Origin of the sequence: Bradyrhizobium sp. ORS 86 (genome assembly GCF_045571475.1) — a bacterium.
GTDB lineage: Bacteria > Pseudomonadota > Alphaproteobacteria > Rhizobiales > Xanthobacteraceae > Bradyrhizobium.
Genome location: NZ_CP120699.1, coordinates 805,929 through 829,817, shown reverse-complemented (window position 1 = coordinate 829,817; position 23,889 = coordinate 805,929). Strand labels below are relative to the sequence as shown.

The window sequence follows — 23,889 nt, the reverse complement described above, 5'->3', positions numbered from 1 at the left end:
TCACCCTCATGCACCGAGATAGGCCGCGACGACGTCGGGATGTTGCTGCACCTCCGATGGCGATCCCATCGCCAGCACGCGCCCGTAGTTCAGCGCGACGACGCGGTCCGAGACGCGGTTGACCAGCGTCATGTCGTGCTCGACCATCAGCACGGTGACGCCGAGCTCGCTCTTCATGTCGCGAATCCAGAACGACATGTCGTCGGTCTCCTCGACATTGAGGCCCGAGGACGGCTCGTCGAGCAGGATCAGCTTCGGCTCCGAGCACAGCGCCCGCGCCAGCTCGATCACCTTGCGCACGCCGTAGGGCAATCCGGAGATCAGCTTGTCGCGGTAGGGCTCCAGATCGAGGAATTCGATCACCTGCTCGACCCGGCGGCGATGCATCTTCTCGTTGGCGCGCACGCTCGGCAGGAACAGCAATTCCTGCCAGAGCTGCGTGGTGGAATGGCGATGGCGGCCGACCAGGAGATTGCTCAGCACGGTGGCGTTCTCGAACAGCTCGATGTTCTGGAAGGTGCGCGCGATGCCGAGCCCGGCGATATCGTAGGCCGGCTGCTGCGTGATATCCTGGTCCTCGAAGAAGATCCGGCCCGAGGTCGGCGGATAGATCCGCGAGATCAGGTTGAAGATCGAGCTTTTCCCGGCGCCGTTCGGCCCGATGATCGAAAGAATCTCGCCCTTCTCGACCGCGAAGCTGACGGCGTCGACGGCTTTCAGGCCGCCGAAGTGCAGGGACAGGTTCTCGGCGCGGAAATAGCTCATCGGTTCCGCTCCGATTTCACGTAGATCTTCTGCCGCTTGAACGTCGCACGCTTGTAGAGCGGGAAGAGTTGGAAGAACAATTTGATCTTCAGCCAGCGGCCGTAGAGCCCGAGCGGCTCGAACAGCACGAACACCACGATGATGATGCCGTAGATCGCGCCCTTCAGCCCATTGGCGGACGCAATGGCGGAGACCGCATCCTGGATATGGCCTGCACGCTCGGGTCCCGCGCCAAGCGTCGCCGCAACGCCGGCGATCACACCCGGCAGGTCGTCCTTCAGATAAGTCAGGAACGGATCGATCATGACGAGGAAGATCGCGCCCAGCACCGCGCCGTGCAGGCTGAAGATGCCGCCGATCAAAATCACGATGATGAACTCGATCGAAAGCTGCAGCGTGAACATCTCCGGCGAGATGAAGGAGAGCTTGTGCGCGAACAGCACGCCGGCAAAGCCGGTGATCGCGGCCGAGATCGCGAACGACTTCACCTTGTAGAGCGAGACGTTGATGCCCATGCTGCGCGCGGCCGTCTCGCTGTCGCGGATCGCAACGAAGGCACGCCCGGTCGGCGACCGCAACAGGTTGAGCGTGCCGACGATGGTCAGCACCAGCAGCGCGAGGCAGAGATAGTAGAAGGTCGGGCCGTCGCGCGACACCGTGGTGCCGAGCAACTGAATGGTCTTGACCCGCATGCCCTCATTGCCATTTGTCACGCTTTCCCAGCGCGCCATGATCTCCTCGACGATGAAGGCAAAGGAGATCGTCGCGATCACGAGATAGATGCCCTGCAGCCGCAGCGCCGGAAACCCGACCAGCGCGCCGACCACGCCGGTCAACAGCCCCGCCGCGAGGAAGTAGACGGGGAACGGCACGTTGAATTGCTGCATATAGGCCGCGGTATAGGCGCCGATGGCGAGGAAGGCGGCGTGGCCGAGCGAGGCCTGCCCGGTGAAGCCGGTCAGGATCATGAGCCCGACGCCGACGGTCGCATAGATACAGACGAAGACGAGCTGGCTCATCAGATAGCTTGAGAGCACATAGGGCGCGATCAGCAGCGCCGCCAGCAGCAGGCCATAGGAATAGACATAGCCCGAATGTGGGAACAGCTTGATGTCGTCCTCGTAGTCGGTCTTGAAGAGAAAGCGCATGCGTTGCTCCCTAGATCATGATGCGATTTAATCGCATCATGATCTTGTCTCCCCGTTTGAGCATGATCTGCGCGCAAACGCGTTCCGCGTTTGTCGCGAGGGAAAGCCGCTTTCCACTTTTCCGGATCATGCTCTAGACCTTCTTGCGGGCGTGAACGCCGAACAAGCCCTCCGGCTTGAGCAGCAGCACCGCGAGCAGCACGATATAGGGCGCAACATCCTTCCACCCCTGCGGCAGATAGAAGCCGGCCATGCTCTCGATCACTCCGATTAGGACGCCGCCGACGACAGCGCCGGGGATCGAGCCGAAGCCGCCGAGCACCGCGGCCGGAAATGCCTTCAGCCCCAACACCAGTCCCACATTGGAATGGATGAAGGTGATCGGCGCCAGCAGCACGCCGGCGCAGGTCGCGACCGCCGCCGAGATCGCCCAGACGATCGACACCACGCGCTTGACCGGAATGCCCATGTAGTAGGCAGCCAGCATGTTCTCGGAACTCGCGCGCATCGCGGTGCCGAGCGTGGTACGGTTGAAGAACAGATAAAGCAGCGCGCACAGGATGATGGTCGCCGCGATCACCGAGAGCTTGTCATAGGCGAGCACCAGGCTGCCGATCCGGAGCACGCCCCGGCTGAACGGCGTGTCGATCTTGAAGTCATCGGTGCCCCAGATCATGCCGGCGACCGAGCGCAGGAAATAGCCGAGCCCGATCGTCGCCATGATGATGGAGAATTGCGGGTAGCCCAGGATCGGCCGCACCACCAGCCGCTCGGCCAGCATGCCGAACAGCGCCATGCAGATCACCGCGCCGGCGAAGCCGACCCAGTAGTTCAGCCCGAGCATGCCGATGAAGGTGAAGGCGAAGAAGCCGCCCAGCATCATCAAATCGCCTTGCGCGAAATTGACGACCTCGGTTGCCTTGTAGACCAGCACGAAGCCAAGCGCGATCAGGCCGTAAACGCAGCCAAGCGCAATGCCGCTGACGAGCTGCTGAACAAAGTCCAGCATCGTTCCCTCCCCGATGCACTGGCGATTCGTGCCGATCGCCTTTGTGCATCCCGCCTTCGCGCCCTGTGCCGGGAGCGCTGAAGGCTGCCTATGTCCCACCCCAATTGAGCCAAAAGCCCTGATCCCTGTCAACAAAGGCACGGTGGCCGGGCGTTATCACAATTGCCGAGATATGCCGCCGCGCGGAGTTTTGTTCATAACGCGTTCGATTTGCCTGAGATGATTCACCACGCTGAAACGGTTTTTGCCCAAGGTACGCAACCGAAGAGCGAACTCCGGGATCGCCACACATCATGACGGCAGGACTATCCGCACTCGAGGTGCGAGGGTTAACGAAGCGTTTTGACCGCCCGGCGGTCGATACGCTTGATCTCACTGTGCGTGTCGGCGAGTTCTATGCGCTGCTCGGGCCGAACGGCGCCGGCAAGACCACGACGCTGCGTATGGTGGCGGGGCTGCTGCGCCCCGACGCCGGCTCGGTGGGGGTGCTCGGCATCGATGCGCTGTCGGATCCGGTCGCCGCCAAGCAGGTGATGGCCTGGGTGTCGGACGAGCCGATGATCTACGACAAGCTGACCCCGCTGGAGTACCTCGAATTCGTCGCCGGCCTGTGGGGCGTCGATCCCCGGCAATCCGAGACCTCGGCGCGCGATCTCCTGGTGTCGCTCGGGCTCGAGCCGCATCTCCACGAACGCTGCGAGGGATTCTCCAAGGGCATGCGCCAGAAGGTGGCGCTCGCCGGCGCGCTGGTGCACGATCCCCGCTTGATCATTCTCGACGAGCCCTTGACCGGCCTCGATGCGCTGTCGGCGCGCCACGTCAAGGGCTTGCTGCAAGCGCGGGTGCACGCCGGCTGCACCGTGATCATGACGACCCACATTCTCGAGGTCGCCGAGCGCATGGCCGACCGGATCGGCGTCATCGCGGCCGGCAAACTGATCGCCGAAGGCACGCTCGCCGAACTGCGCCAGCAGAACGGCCGCACCGACACCAGTCTGGAAGACATGTTCATCGCGCTGGTCGATACCGAAGCGGCGGCCGCGTGAGCTCGGCCGCCCACCTCTCCTGGTTCGCCCGCCACGAATTCCGCCTCGCCTGGCGTGAATGGCTGGCGATGATGACGGGCGGCCGGCGGCGCCGCAACCGCGCCGTGATCGGGCTCCTGATCGTCGCCGCGATCCTGCATTTGCCGGCCTACGCCGTCGTCGGCCGCTTTGCCGATATGCAGTTTCCGCTCGATCCCTCGTCGCTGATCGTGCTGACCGCGACGATCCTGCTGTCCTGGGCGCTGATGCTGTCGCAGGCGATCGAATCGGTGACGCGCGTGTTCTATGCCCGCGCAGATCTCGACCTGATCATGTCGTCGCCGGCGAATCTCACCAACATCTTCTCCGCCCGCATCGCCGCGATCGGGATGTCGGTGACCGGCATGGCGCTGCTGCTATCGGCGCCATTCGTCGACGTGCTGGCCATGCTCGGCGGCGCGCACTGGCTTGCGGGCTTCGGCGTCGTCGTCGCGATCGGCCTGTCGGCGGCGGCGGCCGCGATCGCCACAGCGGTGCTGCTGTTCCGCCTGATCGGGCCGAGCCGAACCCGGCTGGTGGCGCAAATCGTGTCCGCCATCATCGGCGCAGGCTTCGTGATCGCACTGCAGATCGTGGCGATCCTGTCCTACGGCACGCTCTCGCGCTTTGCCGTGCTGACCTCCGACACCGCGGCGCGCATCGCGCCCGGCCCGGACAGTATCGTCTGGTGGCCGGCGCGCGCCGCGCTGGGTGACCTTGAGGTGATGATACTGCTGGTCGCCGGCTCACTCATCACGCTAGGCATTGTCATCGTGGTGTTCGCGCCGCGATTCGCCGACACGGTCATCAGCGTGGCGGCCAATCCCGCGGCTGTTACGTGCAGCCGCGATCGGTCGTTCCGGGTCGGCTCGCGGCAGCAGGCGCTGCGCCGCAAGGAGTTCCTGCTGCTGCGTCGCGATCCGTGGCTGTTGTCGCAGAGCCTGATGCAGATGCTTTATCTGGTGCCGCCGGCGCTGATGCTGTGGCGGAGCTTCTCGGACTCGTCGACCGCGATCATGCTGATCACGCCCGTCGTGGTGATGGCTGCGGGCCAACTCGCCGGCGGTCTCGCCTGGCTGACGATATCGGGCGAGGACGCCGCCGACCTGGTGGCGACCGCGCCGCTGCCGCCGTCGCGCGTGGTCCGCGCCAAGATCGAGGTGGTGCTGATCGCGATCGCCGTCATTTTCGCGCCGCTGCTCGGAGCGCTTGCATTTGTTTCGCCATGGCAGGCTGCGGTGACCGCCCTTGCAGTCATCATGGCAACCGGATCAGCCGCCGCGGTCCAGCTCTGGTTCCGCGCACAAGCCAGGCGCAGCCAGTTCCGCCGGCGTCAAACCTCGTCCCGCGTCGCAACCTTCGCGGAAGCCTTCTGCTCGATCGGCTGCGCCGCAACCGCGGCGCTGGCGCTGACGATTCCGGCGGCCGCGATTGTCAGCGGCGTGCTGACGCTGGCGACACTCGTCATCGCCTGGAAGATCAGCCCGAAGCGGGCATGAGCCCCAGGGCCCTTGAAGGTAAGGTAATTCTACCTTACATTCACAGGACGAACAGGAAAGTGCGCGATGAGTACCCTTACCGTCACGACCAAGGGTCAGGTTACCTTACGAAAGGACGTGCTCGAGCATCTGGGCGTCCATCCGGGAGAGAAGATCATCGTCAGCAAGCTTCCCGACGGCCGGATTGAGGTGAGAGCGGCCCGCCCCGCGGGGAAGATATCGGATGTCTTCGGCTTTCTCAGGAACAACGATGGGCCTTCATTGTCGATCGAAGAGATGAACCAAATTGCCGCCCGCGGTTGGGCCGGCAGGCGATGAAGATCACGGCCGACACCAATGTACTGGTTCGTGCGGTTACCGAGGACCACGAACAGCAAGCCAAGCTTGCCCAAGCAGCATTGCGGAAGGCTGAACTGATCGCGATCTCCGTGCCCGCGCTTTGCGAGTTCGTTTGGGTCCTCTCGCAGGGCTACAAGATACCGTCAGGCAGGATCACTGAAGCCGTCCGACGGCTCATCGACAGCGCGAACGTTCAGGTCGATCGTCCAGCGGTCGAGGCGGGGCTCGCCTTGCTCGACGCAGGCGGAGATTTCGCAGACGGCGTCATCGCCTTCGAAGGACATTGGCTCGGCGCGGACACCTTTGTCTCGTTCGACAAGCGGGCCGTTAAGCTGATGGAAACCCAGGGCTTGTCCGCTCGGCTGCTGTCGTAGCGCAAACGTCGCTATCCCTTCATGACATCCATCACCGCGGCGGCAAATGCCTCCGGCGCCTCCTGCGGCAGATTGTGGCCGGCGCGCGGGATCACGCGATAGGCTCGGCGGGCGGTGTATTTCGCCGCGCTGGCGCTGCCGTCGCGGGCGGGCGTGACACCGTCGTCGGCCCCATCGAGCGTTATTGTCGGAACCGTAATCACCGGCAATGCGGCGAGCTTCTGCTGCAGCTCGCCATATTGCGCATCACCATCCGCAAGACCGAACCGGTGGCGGTAGCTGTGGATCACGACGTCGACATAATCTGGGTTATCGAACGCAACCGCGGTGCGCTCGAAGCAGGTGTCATCGAATTGCCAGCCCGGCGACCATTGCGACCATAATATTTTGCCGATGCCGCTCCGGTTGGCGGCAAGCCCCGCGCGGCCGCGCTCGAGCTGGAAGTAGTACTGATACCAGAGCGGCACCTCGCGCTCCGGCCGTGCCGGCACCATCGCATTGGCGATGTCCTGGATCATATAGCCGTTGGTGCAGACCAACCCGATGCAGCGTTCCGACCAGAGCGCTGCCCCGACCGAAGCCGCACGGCCGCCCCAATCATAGCCAGCGAACACTGCACGCTTGATGCCGAGTGCGTTCATCAGCGCCATGAGATCGGCGCCGACTGCGGCCTGCTCGCCCGAGCGCGGGGTCGCCTTATCGCGAAATGTCGTCGGCCCATAGCCGCGCAGGTAGGGCACGATGACGCGGCAGCCCTGTGCCGCCAGCATCGGCGCGACATCCACGTAGGAGTGGATGTCATAGGGAAAGCCGTGCATCAGCATCACGGCCGGGCCGTCGGCGGGGCCGGCCTCGTAATAAGCGATGTTGAGCACGCCCGCATCGACGTGACGCAGCGGTTCCAGCCGCTTGGTCGAGGGTGCGCGCGGCGCCGGGGTTTCGTTGATCACGGCAGGCTCCGGAAATCTGATGGCATCAGCGGCATGCTAACGTCTCCGGCCGGATTAATCGCAGGAATCGTGTTGCAGCGTGCGCCAAGGAGCGATGCGTCGGCACCATCATGACGGGAGATCAATTCGGCGATACTGTCGCGCCCCGGACGTCGTCACAGACGGAACATTCCATGCTCAGATTGCTCGCGGTGCTCGTGCTGTTCGGGGCCTTCGCTGCTCGCGCCGAAGCCCAGGAGCCCCAGCGCAGCGAGTGCCTGGCGATGGCGAATGCGCCGCCGCGGGCGACGCCGGTCAGCCTCCGGCGCACGGCGGCAAAGGCCGACGAGGTCGCGATCACCTACGCCGGCCATTCCACCTATTACATTGACACGCCCGGCGGCATCCGCATCGCGACCGACTACAGCGGCGTCTACCAGACCGGACGGTTGCCCGACGTCGTCACCATGAACCGGGCGCATTCGACGCATTATACGTTATTTCCCGATCCACGGATTCCCCACGTGCTGCATGGCTGGGGCGAGAACGGCGAGGCCGCGCACTACGCCGAGCGCATCGGCGACGTCTACATCCGCAATGTCACCACCGATATCCGCCGCTACTGGGGCGAAGACCCCGGCGGCGAGATGATCAAGGACGGCAACTCGATCTTCATCTTCGAGGTCGCCGGCCTCTGCATCGGCCATCTCGGCCACCTCCACGTCAAGCTCGACGACAGCCAGTTTGCCGCGATCGGCCGGCTCGACATCGTGATGGTGCCGATCGACGGCACTTACACGATGTCGCTCGACGGCATCTCCGAGATCACCAGACGGCTGCGCGCCTCCGTGGTGCTGCCGATGCACCGCTTCGCGACTCCGCTCGACGAATTCATGCAATTGATCGGCAAGCAGTTCGAGATCGACCGACGCGGCGGCGAGCGCACCTTGAGGATTTCGCGAGATACACTGCCGGCCACGCCGACCGTGATCATCCTCGACGGCGTCTGAGGGCCTGTGACTCTATCCAGCCCCGTCATTGCGAGGGGCGATAGCGACGAGCCGACAGCAATGACGAGCGTCGTCTTGAAGCGCTTGGCCTGACACGATTGCGTTAGCGAGGCATTTTTCGTGCTTGACCTAGAGTATGCTCTAGCGTGTTCACTCGGGATCGTCCGGCAACGCTCCGGCTATGAGGACCAACGATATGACAACCTCCAGCAAGCTCCCGCACCGCAAGCTTGGCCATGACGGCCCGCATGTTTCCGCCATCGGGCTCGGCTGCATGTCGCTCTCCGGCGTCTATGGCGCCAGCGACGACGCGGCTGCGCCCGACCTGGTCCGGCACGCCATCGACCAGGGGATCGATTTCCTCGACAGCGCCGACCTCTATGGCTGGGGGCACAATGAGGAGCTGCTCGGCCGCGCGCTGAAAGGCCTGCGCGACAAGGTCGTGATCGCGACCAAGTTCGGCCAGGTCAAGACCGCGACCGGCCAGGGCGTCGACGGTCGGCCGGCTTATGTCCAGCAGGCCTGCGAGGCGAGCCTGAAGCGGCTCGGCATCGAGACCATCGACCTCTATTACCAGCACCGCATCGACCCCAACGTCCCGATCGAGGACACCGTCGGCGCAATGGCGCGTCTCGTCGAGCAAGGCAAAGTCCGACATCTCGGGCTGTGTGAGGCCCGCCCCGAGACCATTCGCCGTGCTCACAAGGTCCATCCGCTGGCCGCGGTGCAAACCGAATACTCCCTGCTCTATCGCAGCGAGGCCGAGGAGACGCTGCAGACCACGCGCGCGCTCGGCATCTCCTTCGTCGCCTATTCGCCGCTCGGCCGCGGTTTCCTGACCGGGCAGATCCAGTCGCAGGCCGACATCGCAGGCGATCGCCGCGGCGACCATCCGCGCTTTGCCGGCGACAACTTCGTCCGCAACCGCGATCTCGTCGGCGGCATCGTCGCGATCGCGCGTGAGAAGGGCTGTACGCCGTCGCAGCTCGTACTCGCCTGGCTGTTGGCCCAGGGCCAGGACATCGTGCCGATTCCCGGCACTAAGCAGCGCGCGCGGCTCGACGAGAATATCGGCGCGCTCGACGTTAGGCTTTCACCGGACGAGATTGCACGGATTTCCGCGGCGATCCCGCCCGGAGCCGTGGCGGGCGAGCGCTATCCGGCCGGCGCGATGAAAGCGGTGTATCTGTGATGGACGCGCGAACGCCGCATCCGCAGGCGGCGCCGACCGCGCTCTATATCGGCGACATCGCGCGGCGCTCCGGACGCAGCGTGCATACGATCCGCTGGTATGAAGCGCAGGGCCTGATGCCCGGCGTGACCAGGGATCGCGGCCGCCGCCGCGTCTACAGCGACTACCATGTCGGCTGGCTCGACCTGATGGAGCGGCTGCGCCTGACCGGCATGTCGATCCGGCAGCTTCGCGAATACACCACGCTGGTGAAGCAGGGTAGCGCGAGCTTGCGCAAGCGCCGCGCGCTGCTCGCCGAGCACCAACTCCGCGTCCAGGCCATGATCGCCAAATGGACCGAAGCGCTCGCGCTGGTCGAGGCCAAGATCGAGTTCTACGACGAATGGGTCGCGGCCGGCACGCGCCCTGCGGTTTCGCCCCAGCAGCGTGCCCGCGCCAAGCGGTCTGCAACAAAGGCCTGACCGCCCCATAAAGCGCGATGAGACGAGCTTGAGCTGGAGCGGTAACGGAGGTCTACCTCTCCCTCGGGAGGGGTGAACCGCCTCCGCGGCTGAACCGATTCGATCCTAACTCGTCTTACTCCAACATCAGAGAACAGGACACGCGATGACCGATACGCTTCTGCGTAAACCCTTTGCCATGCGCGCATCGCAGCGGCTCACGCTGCTCACGCTTTGCCTGGCCGTCACGATCGCGCATATCGACACGTTCATCGTCAATCTCGGCGCACGCGCGATCGGCGATCATTTCGCCGCGGGCGTCGATGAATTGCAATGGATCGTGGACAGCTACAATCTGGTCTATGCCGTCAGCCTGCTGACAGGCGGAATGCTCGCCGATATCTACGGCCGGCGCCGGATCCTGATGTCGGGCGCGCTGATCTTCACCCTCGCATCGCTGCTGTGCGCCGCGGCGCCATCGGCTCGCGTGCTGATCCCGGGACGCGCGCTCACCGGCGCCGGCGGCGCGCTGATGATTCCCGCCTCGCTTGCGATCATACGGGTGGTCTGGGATCATCCCGGTGAGCGCGCTCGCGCACTCGGCGTCTGGGCCGCATGCAATGGCGTCGCCATGGCGCTGGGGCCGAGCCTCGGCGGGATGCTGATCCCCTGGTTCGGCTGGCGCAGCATCTTCCTGGTCGTGGTGCCGTTCGGCCTGTTGGCGCTGATCATGGCCGGCTACACGATCCCGGAATCCTCGGACCCACGACGGCGGCCCTTCGACGCCACGGCGCAAGTCTTTGGCGGGCTGGCGCTTGGCGGCCTGACCTTTGCCGCCATCAGCACGCAATCGGCTCCCCGCACAATGGTCGCGGCCCTGATCGTGACCGCGCTGTCGGCGGTGCTGTTCATCGCCACCGAAAGGAGGAAGGGCTCCGGCGCGCTGCTGTCGCCCGAGATCTTCACTATCCACCAGTTCCAGGCAGCGATGATCGCCACAATGGGCATGACGTTTGGCGGGTATGGGATGGTGTTCGTGCTGCCCCTGGCGTGGCAGTCGAGCGGACGGCTCGACACCGCTGCGAGCGCCGCAGCGCTGCTGCCGATGTCGCTCGTCTTTATTGTTGTCTCGCCGCTCTCCGGTGTGCTGTCCGAGAAGCTTGGCATTCGCACGGTCACCTCCGGCGGCGTGGCGTTGATGGGCCTCGGCCTCCTGCTGATCGGCGTCGGCGGCCTGCAACCGAACATCGCAGTCGCTGAATTAGGATTGGCCATGACGGGACTCGGTCTCGGCCTTGCGGCGGGACCACTCTCGGCGATGGCCGTCGGGCACGTCACCGCCGCGCGCGCCGGCACCGCTGCCGCACTCATCAACGTCGCCCGCATCAGCGGCGCGACCATCGGCGTCGCCGTGCTGGGCGCATGCTATGCCGGGGCCGGCGGGGGCGAGCGCGGGCTGGTGTCGGCAATGATTGCGGGCAGCCTCGTTCAATTCGCGGGCGCCGCTGTAGCGTGGATGGTGACGCGCGAAAGGACGCTGCACGCACCGATTTGACCTGCCCGCTCGCCTCGTTATCCTCCCCGAAGCCGACATCGTATCGGCGGCCGACAAGAGCAAGAACAGGGAGCATCATCCATGGCCAGCACTTTGCCCGCCTCCGCGAGCGGGCTCTATGCCAATCCACGCGAAGACTGGCTCGCACAATATACCGAGGAGATTATCGACCCTGACAGGCCGATCATCGACCCGCATCATCATCTCTGGGACCGCGGCGGATTGCGCTATCTGATCGAGGAGATGCGTGACGACATCGCCTCCGGCCACAACATCGTCGCCACCGTCTATGTCGATTGCCGTTCGATGTATCGCGCCTATGGTCCCGAAGCATTCCGCCCCGTCGGCGAGGTCGAGTTCGCCAACGGCGTCGCCGCGATGTCGGCGAGCGGCGGCTACGGCAAGGCCGCGATCTGCGCCGGCATCGTCAGCCACGTTAATCTTCTGATCGGCGATCAGGCCAAGGCGGTGCTGGAGGCCGAAATCGCCGCCGGCAACGGCCGGTTCCGCGGTATCCGCCACTCCTCGGCCTGGGATGAGGACCCCAACGTGGCCCACATGTACGCGAATCGGCCGAAGGGGCTGTTGCTGGACACCAGCTTCCGCAGAGGCTTCGCCTGCCTCGCGCCGCTCGGTCTCAGCTTCGATGCCTGGCTGTTTCATCCGCAGATCGGCGAGCTGACCGACCTCGCCCGCGCCTTCCCCGAGACCCGGATCGTGCTCGATCATTGCGGCGGCCCGGTCGGGATCGGCCGCTTTGCCGGCAAGCGCAGCGAGACCTTCCCGGTCTGGCGGGCGTCGATCCAGGAGATCGCCAAGTGTCACAATGTCGTCGTTAAGCTCGGCGGGCTGGCGATGTGCCTGCTCGGCTACGACTTCCACTTGCGGCCAAAGCCGCCATCGTCGGAGGAACTCGCCGCAGCTTGGCGGCCTTATATAGAAACCTGCATTGAGGCCTTCGGTCCAAGCCGTTGCATGTTCGAAAGCAACTTCCCACCTGATAAGGGTCAATGCAGCTATCAGATGATCTTCAACGCGTTCAAACGACTGGCTTCACAATATAGCGAAGTCGAGAAGACTGCGTTGTTCTTTAAGACGGCAAAGGATGCTTATCGCCTCGACATCGGGTAAGCTTGCGACTCATGGATGACGGCATCACCATCCGGCCGCTCCGAGAGGCTGATGCGGAAGCGGTGGTCGCACTCTACAGCAAGGCCGCGGCGGTGGAACCGCGGCTTGGCCCGGTTACGCTGCCGCAATGGGACCAGTTCCTGAAGCTGCCGCAGAACCGTGGCGGACGCGACTTTCGTATAGCCGAGCGGAACGGTCGCCTCGTCGGGCTCGCTGAATCGTCCTTGCGCGACCAGGGCACACACCATTCCCGGTTCCTCAAGATCGTCGTGGCGCCCGAAGTGCGGCGCCGCCGGATCGGGCTTGCATTGTTCGATGACGTGCTCGCGATCGATGCCGACGCAAACCTCACTGTGCAAACGCTGGTGAGCCGCGATTGGCCGGCGGGAATGGCGTTCGTATCCGCATTCGGCTTCGTTCATGTCGGCTCCGAGATCGGGATGAAATGCGTCGAGCCGCTGCAGCCGGCCCGCACCCTGGCGGCTGCGCGCGCCGCCATCGAGCGCGCCAGCGACGTGACTGCCTGCGCCGCCGAGGTCGCGCGCATCCACAACACCGCCTACGCCTCGGATGCGGCGTTCCGCCTGTACTCGCCGGAGGAGATGGCGCAGGTGCTGACTGAGAGCGAGGTCTGGGTGGCGTCGGAAGATGGACAGATGTCGGGCTTCTGCCTGACAGAGTCGGAACAGAACTCGATGTGGATCGAGTCGGTGGCCGTCGACCCGGCACGCCAAGGCCGCGGGCTCGGCCAGCTCCTGGTCTATCATGTGCTCACCGCCCATGAGGTCTCGGTCGAGCATCCCTGCTGGCTGAATGTCTCGAGCCGGAATGCCGCGGCGCTGAAGATCTATCGCCGCCTCGGCTTCCGGCCGCAGTACGAAACCTGCCGCTTCAGCGCCACACGAGGCGAATTGATCGCCTCGCGCGAGCGCCGGTTCCACTAAGGGCGCCTTACGCCCATTCGCCTTGCCGGAATACCGGGACCGTGCGGCCATCGGCGTGGACGCCGTCGATATCGGTGTGGGCCGAGCCGATCATCCAGTCGATATGGATCAGGCTCTTGTTGCCGCCCTGCTCGGCGATCTGCTGCGGCGTCAGCTTGTCGCCGTTGACGAAGCATTTCGAGTAGCACTGGCCGAGCGCGATGTGCGAGGCGGCGTTCTCGTCGAACAACGTGTTGAAGAACAACAGCCCGCTCTTGGAGATCGGCGAGGAGTGCGGCACCAATGCCACCTCACCCAGCCGGCGCGCGCCCTCGTCAGTGTCGAGCACCTTCCTCAGCACCTCCTCACCGCGCGACGCCGTGGCCTCGACGATACGGCCGTCCTCGAACTTCACCGCGATGTTGTCGATCAGCGTGCCCTGGTAGGACAGCGGCTTGGAGCTCACGACATGGCCGCTGACGCGCCGGCAATGCGGCGTGGTGAAGACCTCCTCCGTCGGGATGTTGGCATTGCACACGATCCCGTTCTTGGCTGTCGAGGCACCGCCTTCCCATTCGTGACCGTCGGCCAGCCCGATCGTCAGATCCATTCCGGGGCCGGAGTATTTCAACGCGTGGAAGCGCTGGCCGTTCAGCCATTCGGTGCGCTCGCGCAGCTTGGCATTGTGCTTCTCCCAGGCGGCGACGGCGCCGTCCTGATCGACCCGCGATGCGGAAAAGATGGCGTCGGCGAGCTTGGCCACCGCGACATCCTCGGCAACATCGGGGAATACCTGCTTTGCCCAGGATGCGCTGGGATAGGCGATGATGTTCCAATTGGTGTCGAAATTGACGATCTTCTCCAGCGCCGGCTGGTAGGCCATCGAATTGGCCTTGCTGGCGCGCGCGACCTTGGTCGGGTCCTCGCCTGATAGCAGCATCGGATTGTCGCCGACGATCGCAAGTCGCGCGGTGTTGGCGCCAAAGGCCTTGGCCATGCCCTCGTAGAGCCAGTTCGCGGCCCGGTCGAAGCTCGCGTCATTGGCGTAGCGGTAACGGGCGAGCGTGAGCTCTTCATCCGAGAAGAACGGGGTGACCAGGCCGGCGCCGGCCTTGTAGGCATGCTCGGCGATCCGCCGCACCAGCGGCATCGCACCCGCCGGTGCCGTCAGCAGAAGGTCCTGTCCCGGCTGCAGGTGCAGCCCGACCTTCACCGCGACTTCGGCGAGCCGATCGAGTTTCACGGGATCGATCGAGGCGGAAAGGTTGCGTTGATGTGCAGTCATGAAGCGTCCGGCAGTGTCCTGTTGAGATTTTACCGATTCGTAGTCCAATTCGATCCGTATCCGCAAGGTTCCAGCGCCGCCGGTCACGCGACGGCGAGCGCATGCGCCGACCTCTTACCGGCTTGCCGATGCCAGCACCCGATCGACCATTTCGGGCGCAAGCCCGAGGTAGTTCTTCGGCGTGGTGAGCCGGTCGATCGTCGCACGATCGATGCGACTTGCCACGCGCGGATCCGCCGCCAGCGCGTCGGCCAGCGTCAGCCCGTTGTCGTTGGCGACGCGGCAGGCGTCGTAAACGACGTCATGCGCCTCCTGCCGGCCGATCGCGGGCGCCAGGCCCATCATCACGGCTTCGGCAACGATCAGCCCGCGGCTGATGTCGAGGTTGTCGGCCATCCGCTGCTCATCGACGATCAGGCCGCCGAGTGCGAACTTCGCCTGATGCAACGCGCCTGCGGTCAGCACGAAGCTTTCGGGGATCGCCATCCACTCGGCGTGCCACGGACCGGTGGCGCGCTCGAAATCCTGCACCATCGCGTCCAGCATCAGGCCGGCATGCTGACGCACCGCCTTTGCCGCAGCCAGCATCAGTTCGGACGAGATCGGGTTGCGCTTCTGCGGCATGGTCGAGGACGCCCCGCGTCCCTTCACGAACGGCTCGTAGACCTCGGCGAACTCGGTGGACGCCATGATCATGATGTCGAGTGCGATCTTGCCGAGCGTCCCGGTGGCCAGCGCGAGGAAGTTCACCACCTCCGCCAGCCCGTCGCGCGCCACGTGCCAGGTCGAGACCGGGACGCCGAGACCGAGTTCCTCGCACAGCGCCTGCTGCACATCGAACCCCTGGTCGCCCAGCGAGGCCAGCGTGCCGGCGGCGCCGGCGAACTGGCCGACCAGCACGCGCGGCTTGAGTTGCGCCAGCCGCTCAGCATGGCGGTCGAACGCTGCCAGCCAGATCGCCGTCTTGTAGCCGAAGGTTACCGGCAGCGCCTGCTGCAGGTGGGTCCGCCCTGCCATCGGCGTGTCGCGATAGCGCTTCGACAGACCGGCGAGGATGTCGCGCAGCGCGGCGATGTCGCCCTCGATGATCTTCAGGCCATCGCGGAGTTGCAGCACCACGGCGGTATCCATGATGTCCTGCGTGGTCGCGCCCCAATGGATGTAACGGCCGGCATCGCCGCACTGCTTCGCCATCTGATGCACCAGCGGCAGGATGGGGTAGCCGACGATGTCGGTCTCTTGCCGCAGCAGATCGAAATCGAGCGCGGCGACGTCGGTGCGTTTCGCGATCTCGTCAGCGGCCTCGGCCGGGATCACGCCGCAGCGCGCTTCGGCCTTCGCCAATGCGACCTCGACCTCGGCATAGCGCTGTAGCAGCCGCAGATCGGAAAACACCTCGCGCATCTCGCGGGTGCCGAAGGCGTCGCGGAACAGCACGGAATCGACGACGGTGGTCGAGGTCGGGAAGGCGGGCATGGCATATCCTGTTGCAGATCGCAGCTTGCGCAACGTCCCTATCATGGCCCGTGCTGATGCCCTAACCTTCCGCAGGCACCTCACTCAAATGCGACACTTGGACCCTCGTCGGAGCCGCGGCTTTAGCGCAATTGATAGGCACGCCGGCGGGCATAAAGCGCTATCAGGATCTGATCAGGACCGGATGTGTTCGGGGCCATCGCAGCGTCCCGGGACACCACGTCTTTCAAATTCCCCGGCCTGCCATGACCGTCCACATCGGCGTCATCGCCGGCCGATGCCGGATCGGCTAGCGGGTGCCGGCGTAGTGCTGCCTGGCCAAGGTATGCGCCATCTGCGGCGATCCGACCGCACCCCAGATCGCAACCGCGATCAATGCGGCCGCCCACATATACGGCATGGCTTTTGGCGGCTTCATCGGTAACGTCATCCTCAGGACAATCGGGCCGCCCCGCACGGTCGGCCCATCCGCGAATCACGTAGCGCTAGAGCGTGTCCGTTTCGGGACGGCTTCATCGGAATGCAGAAATGATTTCGCAGCAATGCGAAATAGGTCTGATGCGGCGCCGTCTGTATTTTCGGCGGATGCGGCACGATTGATCCGCTTCGCGCGCTGGCTGGAGATTCTTCTGCCTGGTTTCAAGTCAACAGCGTATGAGATTTTCCAAAACCTTGATCCTGAATTCTTTTTGATTGTCGGGCGGAATCAAGCCGTGCGAAGACTCGTCGTGACAGTACGATGACAAGGGTTCCCCCCGTGACCGCCCAGCCTGAAAACGCCAAGCGCGGCCAACGCGCCGTCTCAAAGACATCGCAGGAGGAGGTTGCGCGATCGCTGGAACGTGAACTGAGGCTGTTGACCGAGGAGCGCCACGACCGTGCGCGCCGGCTTGGTCTCGACATCGGAGCCGCCTCGCCGAGGGCGCGGGACTAGCCTCGCCGCTTCGGGCTCGGCGCACCGTCTAAACCTTTAGTTGTATGCGGGACGAGTTCCCTTATTCCACTGAATGGCAGGCTCGTGAGTTGCGCGTGCCGGGCTCCGTACCCCGACGGACACCTCGGCGATCGCTCCGCCGTCATACCCGCGCATGCGGAGGATCCAGTACGCTGCGGCCTGTCGATACAATCATGCAGCCTCTGGAATACTGGATCGCCCGCCTTCGCGGGCGATGACCGTCGTTGAGATATGGCTTTGCATTCTCGCGACACGATCTGTCCGAGCCTTTGCCGTTCATTCCGCCCTCTCTTGCGGCGCTGTGCTACGGGCAATCACCAACCAGGGCGAGAGCAACGATCAATCCGAGCAGTTCAGGCGGCGCTGTAGCCGCCGTCGATCACATGCGATGCGCCGGTCATGAAGGACGCCTTGTCCGAGCACATCCAAACCACGGCTTCCGCGATCTCCTCGGGCACGCCCAACCGACGAACGGGCACCTTGGCGATAATCTCGTCATAACGTTCGTCCATCGTCTCCTTGGTCATGGGCGTCTTGATGTATCCGGGATTGACGCAATTCACGCGGATGCCGTCCTGGGCATATTCAATCGCCGCGGTCTTGGTCAGCCCGACGACGCCGTGCTTGGTCGCGACGTAGTGGCCGGAGGTGGCGAGGCCAACCAGGCCGGCAATCGAGGCGGTGTTGACGATCGCGCCGCCGCCTCCTTGCTTTAACATTTGTGCCACCTCGTATTTCAGGCACAGGAACACGCCCATCAGATTAACCGAAAACATCTTCGCCACGGTGGGCTGCGTCAGTTCATGAATGCGCTGGCCGGGCGGGCCGACGGAGCGCCCGGCCACACCGGCGTTGTTGAACGCACAATCGATCCGCCCAAACGCCGAAACCGTGCGCGCCACCATGTTTGCAACATGAGCCTCGTCGGTGACATCGCCTTGTATCGCGATCGACTGGCCGCCGGCGGCGTTGATGAGAGCGACGGTCTCTTCGATTCCATCCTTTGAAAGGTCGGACACCGCCACGCGCGCGCCTTCGCGCGCCATGGCGATCGCCGTTGCCCGGCCAATGCCGGAGCCGCCGCCCGTCACCAATGCAGCCTTGCCGTCCAGAATGCCTGCCATGAGACGCTCCTCCTGCGTGATCAGCGTTTTCCTTCGATTGCGATCTCGACGAGGTACGGCCGGTGGGCCGCGACAGCCTTCGCGACCGCGCCGGCGATGTCGTCGGCCTTCTCGACTCTGACGGCCTCGACGCCCATGCCGGCTGCGAGATGCACGAAGTCGAGCGCCGGGCCGGTGATATCCATGTTTTGATAGGGATGCTGGGTGCCGGCTTCGAAATTCTGACGCCAGACATCCACGTTGTGCTTGAGGATGCGGTACTCGCGGTTCGCAAGCACCACGAATACGATCGCAAGCTTGTGGTGCGCGGCCGTCCACAGCGCCTGGATCGCATACATCGCCGAGCCGTCGCCGGAGATGGCGACAACCGGACGGTCCGGCATTGCCACCTTGACGCCGATCGCGCCGGCAAGGCCTTGGCCGATACCGCCGCCACGACCGCCGAAATAATCGCCGAAGCCGCGATAATCGAAGGCGCGCGCGAGATCGAGGCTGGCCGTGATGCTTTCATCGACGATGACGACATTCTCGGGCAGACCGCGACGAAGTTCGGCGGTGACGCGCGGCATCGAGCTCGGCTCGCGGCTCCAGCTTTTCTCGAGGCGCGCGCGATAGGCGTCCTTCTCCTTCGCCTGCAATTCGGCCAACGAGGCATTGCGGCTTTGTACAGCCTGCCTGAAGTCCGCCCCCGCCTTCGCGCGCACCGCGTCCGTCACGGCGCCGAGGCTGACGGCGATGTCGCCGACGATGCCGGCATCGAGCCGGTTGTTGAACGCGAGACGCTCGGCCGAGGCTTCGATCTGGAGCACGGACGCGCCGTGCGGAATGTGGCCGCCCGGCGCAAACCAGACGTCCTCAAAGAACGGGCCGCCGACGAGCAGCACGAGATCGGTGTCCCCGAGCGCCTTACGCACCTGCCTGGCGTCGCCGGGGAGCGACTGACGATAGCTCGGATGGTTGGTCGGGAAGGGCGCGTGATGCCGCAGCCCTTCGAACCACACCGTGGCACCGATCGCTTCCGTGAGTGCCACCAGCGCCTGTTCGGCGCCCGATCTCGCTACCTCGTCGCCGGCGATGATGGCCGGATTGTTCGACTTCAGGAGCAGCGCGACCAGCGCTTCGACGCCCGCCGGATCGGGGCGCGTCGACCGCCACAAATTGTCCGGGGCCGACGCGTCGACCGCGGTTTCCTGCTCCATGACGTCGATCGGCAGCGACACGAATACCGGCCCCTGTGGCGCATCGGTCGCGACCTTGAACGCACGTCGCATGATTGGTGCGATCTCGTCGGCGCGCTCGATCTGCACGCTCCACTTGGTCACTGGTGCTGCCATCGCAACGAGGTCGTGGCCCAGCAGAGGATTCTTGAGCCGCATTCGCGTATCCTGCTGGCCGGCCGTCACAACCACGGGCGAACCTGCTTTCAGCGCGCCGTAGAGCGAACCGATGCCATTGCCAAGGCCGGGAGCGACGTGCAGGTTGGCGACGGTGACGCGTCCCGATGCCTGCGCGTAGAAGCTGGCGGCGCTGACAGCGACACCTTCATGCAGCGCCATGATGTATTCAAGCTGCGGAAAGGCCGGCAAGCTGTCGAGCAGCGGCGTTTCTGTCGTGCCGGGATTGCCGAAGATGTGGCGCACGCCGTGCGCCACGAATGATTCCATCAGCACACGACGCCCACGCATTGGTTTCCTCGCGATTGGTTCTGATCCGTTTTGTGCATCATCGGCCGGGGAGCTGCCCATGGCAACCGCGCGAGACGGCTCGCGTCCGCGCGGCCGGCTGCGTCTTCCGCATGGCTCTAAATGAGGACGGCTATCGTGGTTCAAATGGCGGCGTCAGTTCGACGTCGTCCGAAGCCTCACTGCGCGCTCTTGGCCGCCATGAAGACATACATGTCCCAGAACGTCTCGGGATGATCGGCTTCGAAGCGGTGCCACTGATCCAGATTGGACTCATCGGCCGAGCCCGGAGACTGCTTATGAAATTGTTCGAGCACGGTTGGATCATCGAAGGGTTCGAAGCCCAGGAAAGACAGGCCGTTGTCGTTCAGAAATGCTGCGATCTCGGGTATCGTGAAGCGATGCTCCATGACGTTGAACAGCAGGTCGCGACAGCCGCTCATGCTGTAGAAATCCTTCGCGCCAAGCAGCGGCTTCCAGTCGTCCGCCTCGCGGAATATCTCCTGACGACACCGCCTGATGTCGTCTGCCGTCGCGCGGTGGCCGCGCGCCGCGATGCGGGCGCGGGCCTCGACGATGACGCGGCGCGCCAGATTGCTGTACAACCCGATGCGCATCCTGCCGCCCGGCCGCAGCAGCGAGACCAGCACGCGCCACCCGGCCGCAGGCTCGGCCAGATGATGCAGCACACCGACCGACTCGATGTGATCGAAGGTGCGGCCGATCGCACCGAGCTCCAGAATATCCGCCTGCGCATACTCGATATTGCGCAAGCCGAGCTCCCGCGTCTTGCGGCGCGCATAGGCGAGGCTGGGCAGGCTGACGTCAATCGCGAGCAAACGGGCGTTCGGATAGACTTGGGCGATCTGAATCGCATGCGAGCCGGTCCCGCACCCCGCGATCAGTATGTCGAGTTCGGCTTGCCGTTCCGCGGTCGGGACGATCCTTCCCCGCGCCTGATCGGCCGCAAACGCATGCAGCGGATTGATGGTCCAGCGCGGATAGGGATTTTCCTCGTACTGACGCATCACCTCGAGTGATACGCTGTTCATGACGGGCGTGAGCGTGGCAATGGCGTCGCGATCGCCTGCCTCCTCGAGCGGCTCGCGGAGCTGCACCCGGAGCAGGCCGGCCACGGCCGACGGCCAATCCCGGCGCAGCAGCGCGTCCACCGTCGGCAGGGCATGAAGCGGGACATAGGTCGCAACGACCGCCAGCGTCAGCGGAGGGATGGCTGCCCCTGATGCCAGGGCGTGCAGCAATCGATCGCGCAGGACGCTCGCAACCCTGCTCTCCGCGTCGGCCTGTTCATACACATATTCGTTGATGAAGCACTGTCGTGCGAGCGCGCAGGCGAAACCGACGACATCGTCGTCGATCTCGACATCGGATTCGTCCGCAAGCCGCAGCAGCTCGGCGCGGGCATGTCCCAGCAACAGCTCGAGTGGCATGCTTGCCAGCGTCGTCGCTTCCATCGCCGCGCGGAGAAAAAGGTCTTTTGCGAGCGGGGCGACACTTTCGGCACCGAACAGTTCGGCGTTCGTGACCGCCAGCGGCCACTTGCCGGCGATCCGCGCGCCATAGGTGGCGATGACAGGGCTCTGCAGGATGAAGGCGACGGCTTTCGCGTCCATGCCGAGCGCAAGCGCCTTGCCGAAATGGGCGACGGCCTTGGTGCGCTGACCCAGCGCCTGATACGAATTGCCGGCATTGTAATGACACGCGGCATTCACGTCATCCGAATCGAGCGCTTTCGCGAACATCTTCACGGCGGCCCGGTGATCGCCGGTTGCCTGCGCCATCAGGCCGAGCAGATTGAGGCTCTGTACATGTGCCGGCTCGCGCGCGAGAACCTGACGACACATCTCCCGGGCTTCGTTGACGCGGCCCATCCCATAGAAGCGACGGGCCTCAGCGGCGAGGTCGGCGATGCTGAGGCTTGCCGAAGTCGGCGCGCCTATTCTGCTTGCAGGCTCGTCGCGTCGCTTGCTGGCCGCACGTCGTTCTTTTCGGTTCATGCCCCGTCACTGGTCCAAACTGAAAGATGCCGCCGAACAGCGCACCGAACAAGGCGGCGCTGCGAGACGGCATCACCCAACCGCGCCGGGCAGACATAGGGCCGATCGCGCCGGCAGCCAAGGATAATCTGCCGCACGGCGAACGCCTCGCGCGGCGCGGCCAGCGCTCGCGGCCACGCCGCAACTCCGCTAGAGTGCCAGAGCTCGCTTGATCGTCGTTCGCGTCAGGAGCCCACATGTCGGTGGCAATCTCAGCGCTTGGCGGTGTCGGCCTCTTCCTGCTGGGGATGACCGTGATGACGGCGGGCCTGAAGGCGCTGGCAGGTTCCGCGCTGCGCGGCGTGCTCGGCAAGGCGGCCGCAACGCCGCTGCACGGCTCGTTCTGGGGCGCCATCGTCACGTTGCTCGTGCAGTCGTCCAGCGCGACGACGATGACCACGATCGGTCTGGTCAGCGCCGGCCTGTTGACGTTCCAGCAAGGGCTGGGGCTCGTGTTCGGCGCCAATGTCGGCACCACGGGGACCGGCTGGCTGGTTGCGCTGATCGGCGTCCGCGTCTCGCTCACGGCCGCGGCGTTGCCGATGATCTTTGTCGGTGCGTTGACCAAGCTTATCGCAAGCGGGCGCGTCTCGGGGGCGGGCGCCGCGCTTGCCGGGTTCGGACTGGTGCTGTTCGGGCTGACCACCCTGCAGCAGGGCATGGGCGGACTGGCCGAGCGATTGCACCCGGCCGATCTGCCCGCCGTTCTCGCCGGTGCGGATACGCGGTGGTGGTCGGCGCTGTTCGGCGTGCTGGCCCTCGTCGTGGTCGGATTGGCGATGACGACGCTGATGCAGTCGTCGACGGCCGCCATCGCGGTCACCTTGTCCGGCTACTTCGCCGGCGCGTTCGGGCTCGATCAGGCCTGTGCTCTGATCATCGGCCAGAACATTGGAACAGCGTCCAGCTCCGCCCTGGCCGCGATCGGGGCGAGCATCACCGCCAAGCGACTGGCGATCGCCTACGTCCTGTTCAAGCTGATCGCCGCCCTGATTGCGATCGTGTTGTTTCCCTTCGTCGTCCCTTCGCTCGTGCATGCTTCCAACACCGTCGACGGGGTCACCTTGCTGGCCGCGTATCACACCGCCTACAATGTCGTCGGCGTCGCGGTCTTGCTGCCTTTGATCAACCCGTTCGCGCGACTGGTCGAGCGCATTCTGCCCGAACGCGGCTCGCCGCTCACCCGCTGCCTCGATCCCTCCGCGCTCGCGACCCCGATCGTGGCGGTGGAAGCTGCGCGGCGGACGATTGCGCGCGCGCTCGCAACCCTATGCTGCTCCATCGAGACGGCACTGGCCGGCCGTGCGACCCCGATCCGCCTCGGCAAGGACGCCGTATCGGTGCCCGAGGCGGCAGATGCCCTGCGCCGGACCCAGACGTTCCTGTCGGACGTGGCCGGACCGCCTGACAGTGAAGACGGCCAACAGCGCCTGATCAGCACGCTGCACGCACTCGATCACGCGTCCCGGCTGGCCGAAATGGCGAATGGAGACATCAGCCTTAATGTGCCGGGAGGCGGACCGGAGGACATTCGCGCCGCGGAACTCTGCGCGGAGGCGATGCGGAGCGCAGCCGCGATCGCGCGCGGTGTGGTGGCGCCGGCGCGCGACACCGCATCGTCGCAGGCGATTCCGGCCTCGCATGGCGCCGACGCCCTGGCCGGCCCACGCGCGATCCCGGCCGACGAAGCGATCGCCGAACTCGAGCGCTGCGTGACCCAACTCGACGCCATGCTGCCCATCCACCGCCGCGCAACGCTCGGCGCGGTGGCCAGTGGAACGCTCAGCGCCGACGTGGCGCTGGTTCGCGTCGAGACCGTCCGGAGCCTCGACGCGCTGTCGCATCATGCGTGGCGGTCCGCCGCGCATCTTGTCGGTCGCGGCGAGCGCACGACGACGGGATGAGATTGACGCCTGAGGTCACCTCTCCCCG

At 64.9% G+C, this 23,889-nt stretch carries 21 protein-coding genes; 11 read left to right on the top strand and 10 right to left on the bottom strand.

The window, feature by feature from the left end; translation table 11 throughout:
• Positions 1-6 precede the first annotated feature (6 nt).
• From P6U25_RS03740 to P6U25_RS03730, 3 genes are all read right to left on the bottom strand, one after another.
• The gene (locus P6U25_RS03740; protein WP_407150115.1) at positions 7-765 is read right to left on the bottom strand and encodes an ABC transporter ATP-binding protein; all 759 of its coding nucleotides are present in this window, start codon (positions 763-765) and stop codon (positions 7-9) included.
• Positions 762-1,913 carry a branched-chain amino acid ABC transporter permease gene (locus P6U25_RS03735; protein ID WP_407150114.1) on the bottom strand — a complete coding sequence of 384 codons (1,152 nt, stop codon included), beginning with the start codon at positions 1,911-1,913 and terminating at the stop codon, positions 762-764. The genes P6U25_RS03740 and P6U25_RS03735 overlap by 4 nt, the downstream gene beginning before the upstream one ends.
• Before the next feature lie 133 nt (positions 1,914-2,046).
• A complete protein-coding gene (locus P6U25_RS03730) occupies positions 2,047-2,922 on the bottom strand; it encodes a branched-chain amino acid ABC transporter permease (protein WP_407150113.1) in 876 nt (291 codons plus the stop codon).
• Positions 2,923-3,215: 293 nt separating this feature from the next.
• Here P6U25_RS03730 and P6U25_RS03725 point away from each other — a divergent pair, with 293 nt between their 5' ends.
• From P6U25_RS03725 to P6U25_RS03710, 4 genes are all read left to right on the top strand, one after another.
• Positions 3,216-3,968 carry an ABC transporter ATP-binding protein gene (locus P6U25_RS03725; protein ID WP_407150112.1) on the top strand — a complete coding sequence of 251 codons (753 nt, stop codon included), beginning with the start codon at positions 3,216-3,218 and terminating at the stop codon, positions 3,966-3,968.
• Positions 3,965-5,485, top strand: a complete 1,521-nt coding sequence (locus P6U25_RS03720; protein WP_407150111.1) for a permease — start codon at positions 3,965-3,967, stop codon at positions 5,483-5,485. Before P6U25_RS03725 ends, P6U25_RS03720 begins: the two co-directional genes overlap by 4 nt.
• 66 nt (positions 5,486-5,551) lie before the next feature.
• Entirely contained in the window at positions 5,552-5,803 is a 252-nt protein-coding gene (locus P6U25_RS03715) for an AbrB/MazE/SpoVT family DNA-binding domain-containing protein (protein ID WP_407150110.1), read from the top strand.
• Positions 5,800-6,198, top strand: coding sequence for a type II toxin-antitoxin system VapC family toxin (locus tag P6U25_RS03710; RefSeq protein WP_407150109.1), 399 nt, complete (start codon positions 5,800-5,802; stop codon positions 6,196-6,198). The genes P6U25_RS03715 and P6U25_RS03710 overlap by 4 nt, the downstream gene beginning before the upstream one ends.
• 11 nt (positions 6,199-6,209) lie before the next feature.
• Here the strand turns inward: P6U25_RS03710 and P6U25_RS03705 are convergent, their stop codons facing one another.
• A complete protein-coding gene (locus P6U25_RS03705) occupies positions 6,210-7,148 on the bottom strand; it encodes an alpha/beta fold hydrolase (protein WP_407150108.1) in 939 nt (312 codons plus the stop codon).
• 173 nt (positions 7,149-7,321) lie between these two features.
• Here P6U25_RS03705 and P6U25_RS03700 point away from each other — a divergent pair, with 173 nt between their 5' ends.
• The 6 genes from P6U25_RS03700 (at position 7,322) to P6U25_RS03675 (ending at position 13,399) form a co-directional block, all read left to right on the top strand.
• Entirely contained in the window at positions 7,322-8,137 is an 816-nt protein-coding gene (locus tag P6U25_RS03700; RefSeq protein ID WP_407150107.1) for an MBL fold metallo-hydrolase, read from the top strand.
• Between the two features lie 196 nt (positions 8,138-8,333).
• Complete coding sequence (locus P6U25_RS03695) at positions 8,334-9,329, top strand: aldo/keto reductase (protein WP_407150106.1); 996 nt, start codon at positions 8,334-8,336, stop codon at positions 9,327-9,329.
• Positions 9,329-9,790, top strand: coding sequence for a MerR family transcriptional regulator (locus P6U25_RS03690; RefSeq protein ID WP_407150105.1), 462 nt, complete (start codon positions 9,329-9,331; stop codon positions 9,788-9,790). Before P6U25_RS03695 ends, P6U25_RS03690 begins: the two co-directional genes overlap by 1 nt.
• A 145-nt stretch (positions 9,791-9,935) precedes the next feature.
• A complete protein-coding gene (locus P6U25_RS03685; protein ID WP_407150104.1) occupies positions 9,936-11,324 on the top strand; it encodes an MFS transporter in 1,389 nt (462 codons plus the stop codon).
• Between the two features lie 81 nt (positions 11,325-11,405).
• The gene (locus P6U25_RS03680) at positions 11,406-12,455 is read left to right on the top strand and encodes an amidohydrolase family protein (protein WP_407150102.1); all 1,050 of its coding nucleotides are present in this window, start codon (positions 11,406-11,408) and stop codon (positions 12,453-12,455) included.
• A gap of 11 nt (positions 12,456-12,466) precedes the next feature.
• A complete protein-coding gene (locus P6U25_RS03675; protein WP_407150101.1) occupies positions 12,467-13,399 on the top strand; it encodes a GNAT family N-acetyltransferase in 933 nt (310 codons plus the stop codon).
• Between the two features lie 7 nt (positions 13,400-13,406).
• On the opposite strand, the gene P6U25_RS03670 is transcribed toward P6U25_RS03675, so the two are convergent.
• From P6U25_RS03670 to P6U25_RS03645, 6 genes are all read right to left on the bottom strand, one after another.
• Positions 13,407-14,663: an aminopeptidase gene (locus tag P6U25_RS03670; protein WP_407150099.1), complete on the bottom strand. Its 1,257-nt coding sequence runs from the start codon at positions 14,661-14,663 to the stop codon at positions 13,407-13,409.
• A 114-nt stretch (positions 14,664-14,777) separates the two neighbouring features.
• Positions 14,778-16,139 (bottom strand): adenylosuccinate lyase family protein, encoded by a 1,362-nt coding sequence (locus P6U25_RS03665; RefSeq protein WP_407150098.1) that lies wholly within the window; start codon positions 16,137-16,139, stop codon positions 14,778-14,780.
• A 289-nt stretch (positions 16,140-16,428) separates the two neighbouring features.
• Positions 16,429-16,557, bottom strand: coding sequence for a hypothetical protein (locus tag P6U25_RS03660; protein ID WP_407150097.1), 129 nt, complete (start codon positions 16,555-16,557; stop codon positions 16,429-16,431).
• Positions 16,558-17,447: 890 nt separating this feature from the next.
• Positions 17,448-18,185 carry an SDR family NAD(P)-dependent oxidoreductase gene (locus P6U25_RS03655; protein WP_407150096.1) on the bottom strand — a complete coding sequence of 246 codons (738 nt, stop codon included), beginning with the start codon at positions 18,183-18,185 and terminating at the stop codon, positions 17,448-17,450.
• 53 nt (positions 18,186-18,238) lie between these two features.
• Complete coding sequence (locus P6U25_RS03650; RefSeq protein ID WP_407150095.1) at positions 18,239-19,903, bottom strand: thiamine pyrophosphate-binding protein; 1,665 nt, start codon at positions 19,901-19,903, stop codon at positions 18,239-18,241.
• A 176-nt stretch (positions 19,904-20,079) separates the two neighbouring features.
• Positions 20,080-21,918: a methyltransferase domain-containing protein gene (locus P6U25_RS03645; protein WP_407150094.1), complete on the bottom strand. Its 1,839-nt coding sequence runs from the start codon at positions 21,916-21,918 to the stop codon at positions 20,080-20,082.
• Positions 21,919-22,154: 236 nt separating this feature from the next.
• Here P6U25_RS03645 and P6U25_RS03640 point away from each other — a divergent pair, with 236 nt between their 5' ends.
• Entirely contained in the window at positions 22,155-23,861 is a 1,707-nt protein-coding gene (locus tag P6U25_RS03640) for a Na/Pi cotransporter family protein (RefSeq protein WP_407150092.1), read from the top strand.
• Positions 23,862-23,889 lie beyond the last annotated feature (28 nt).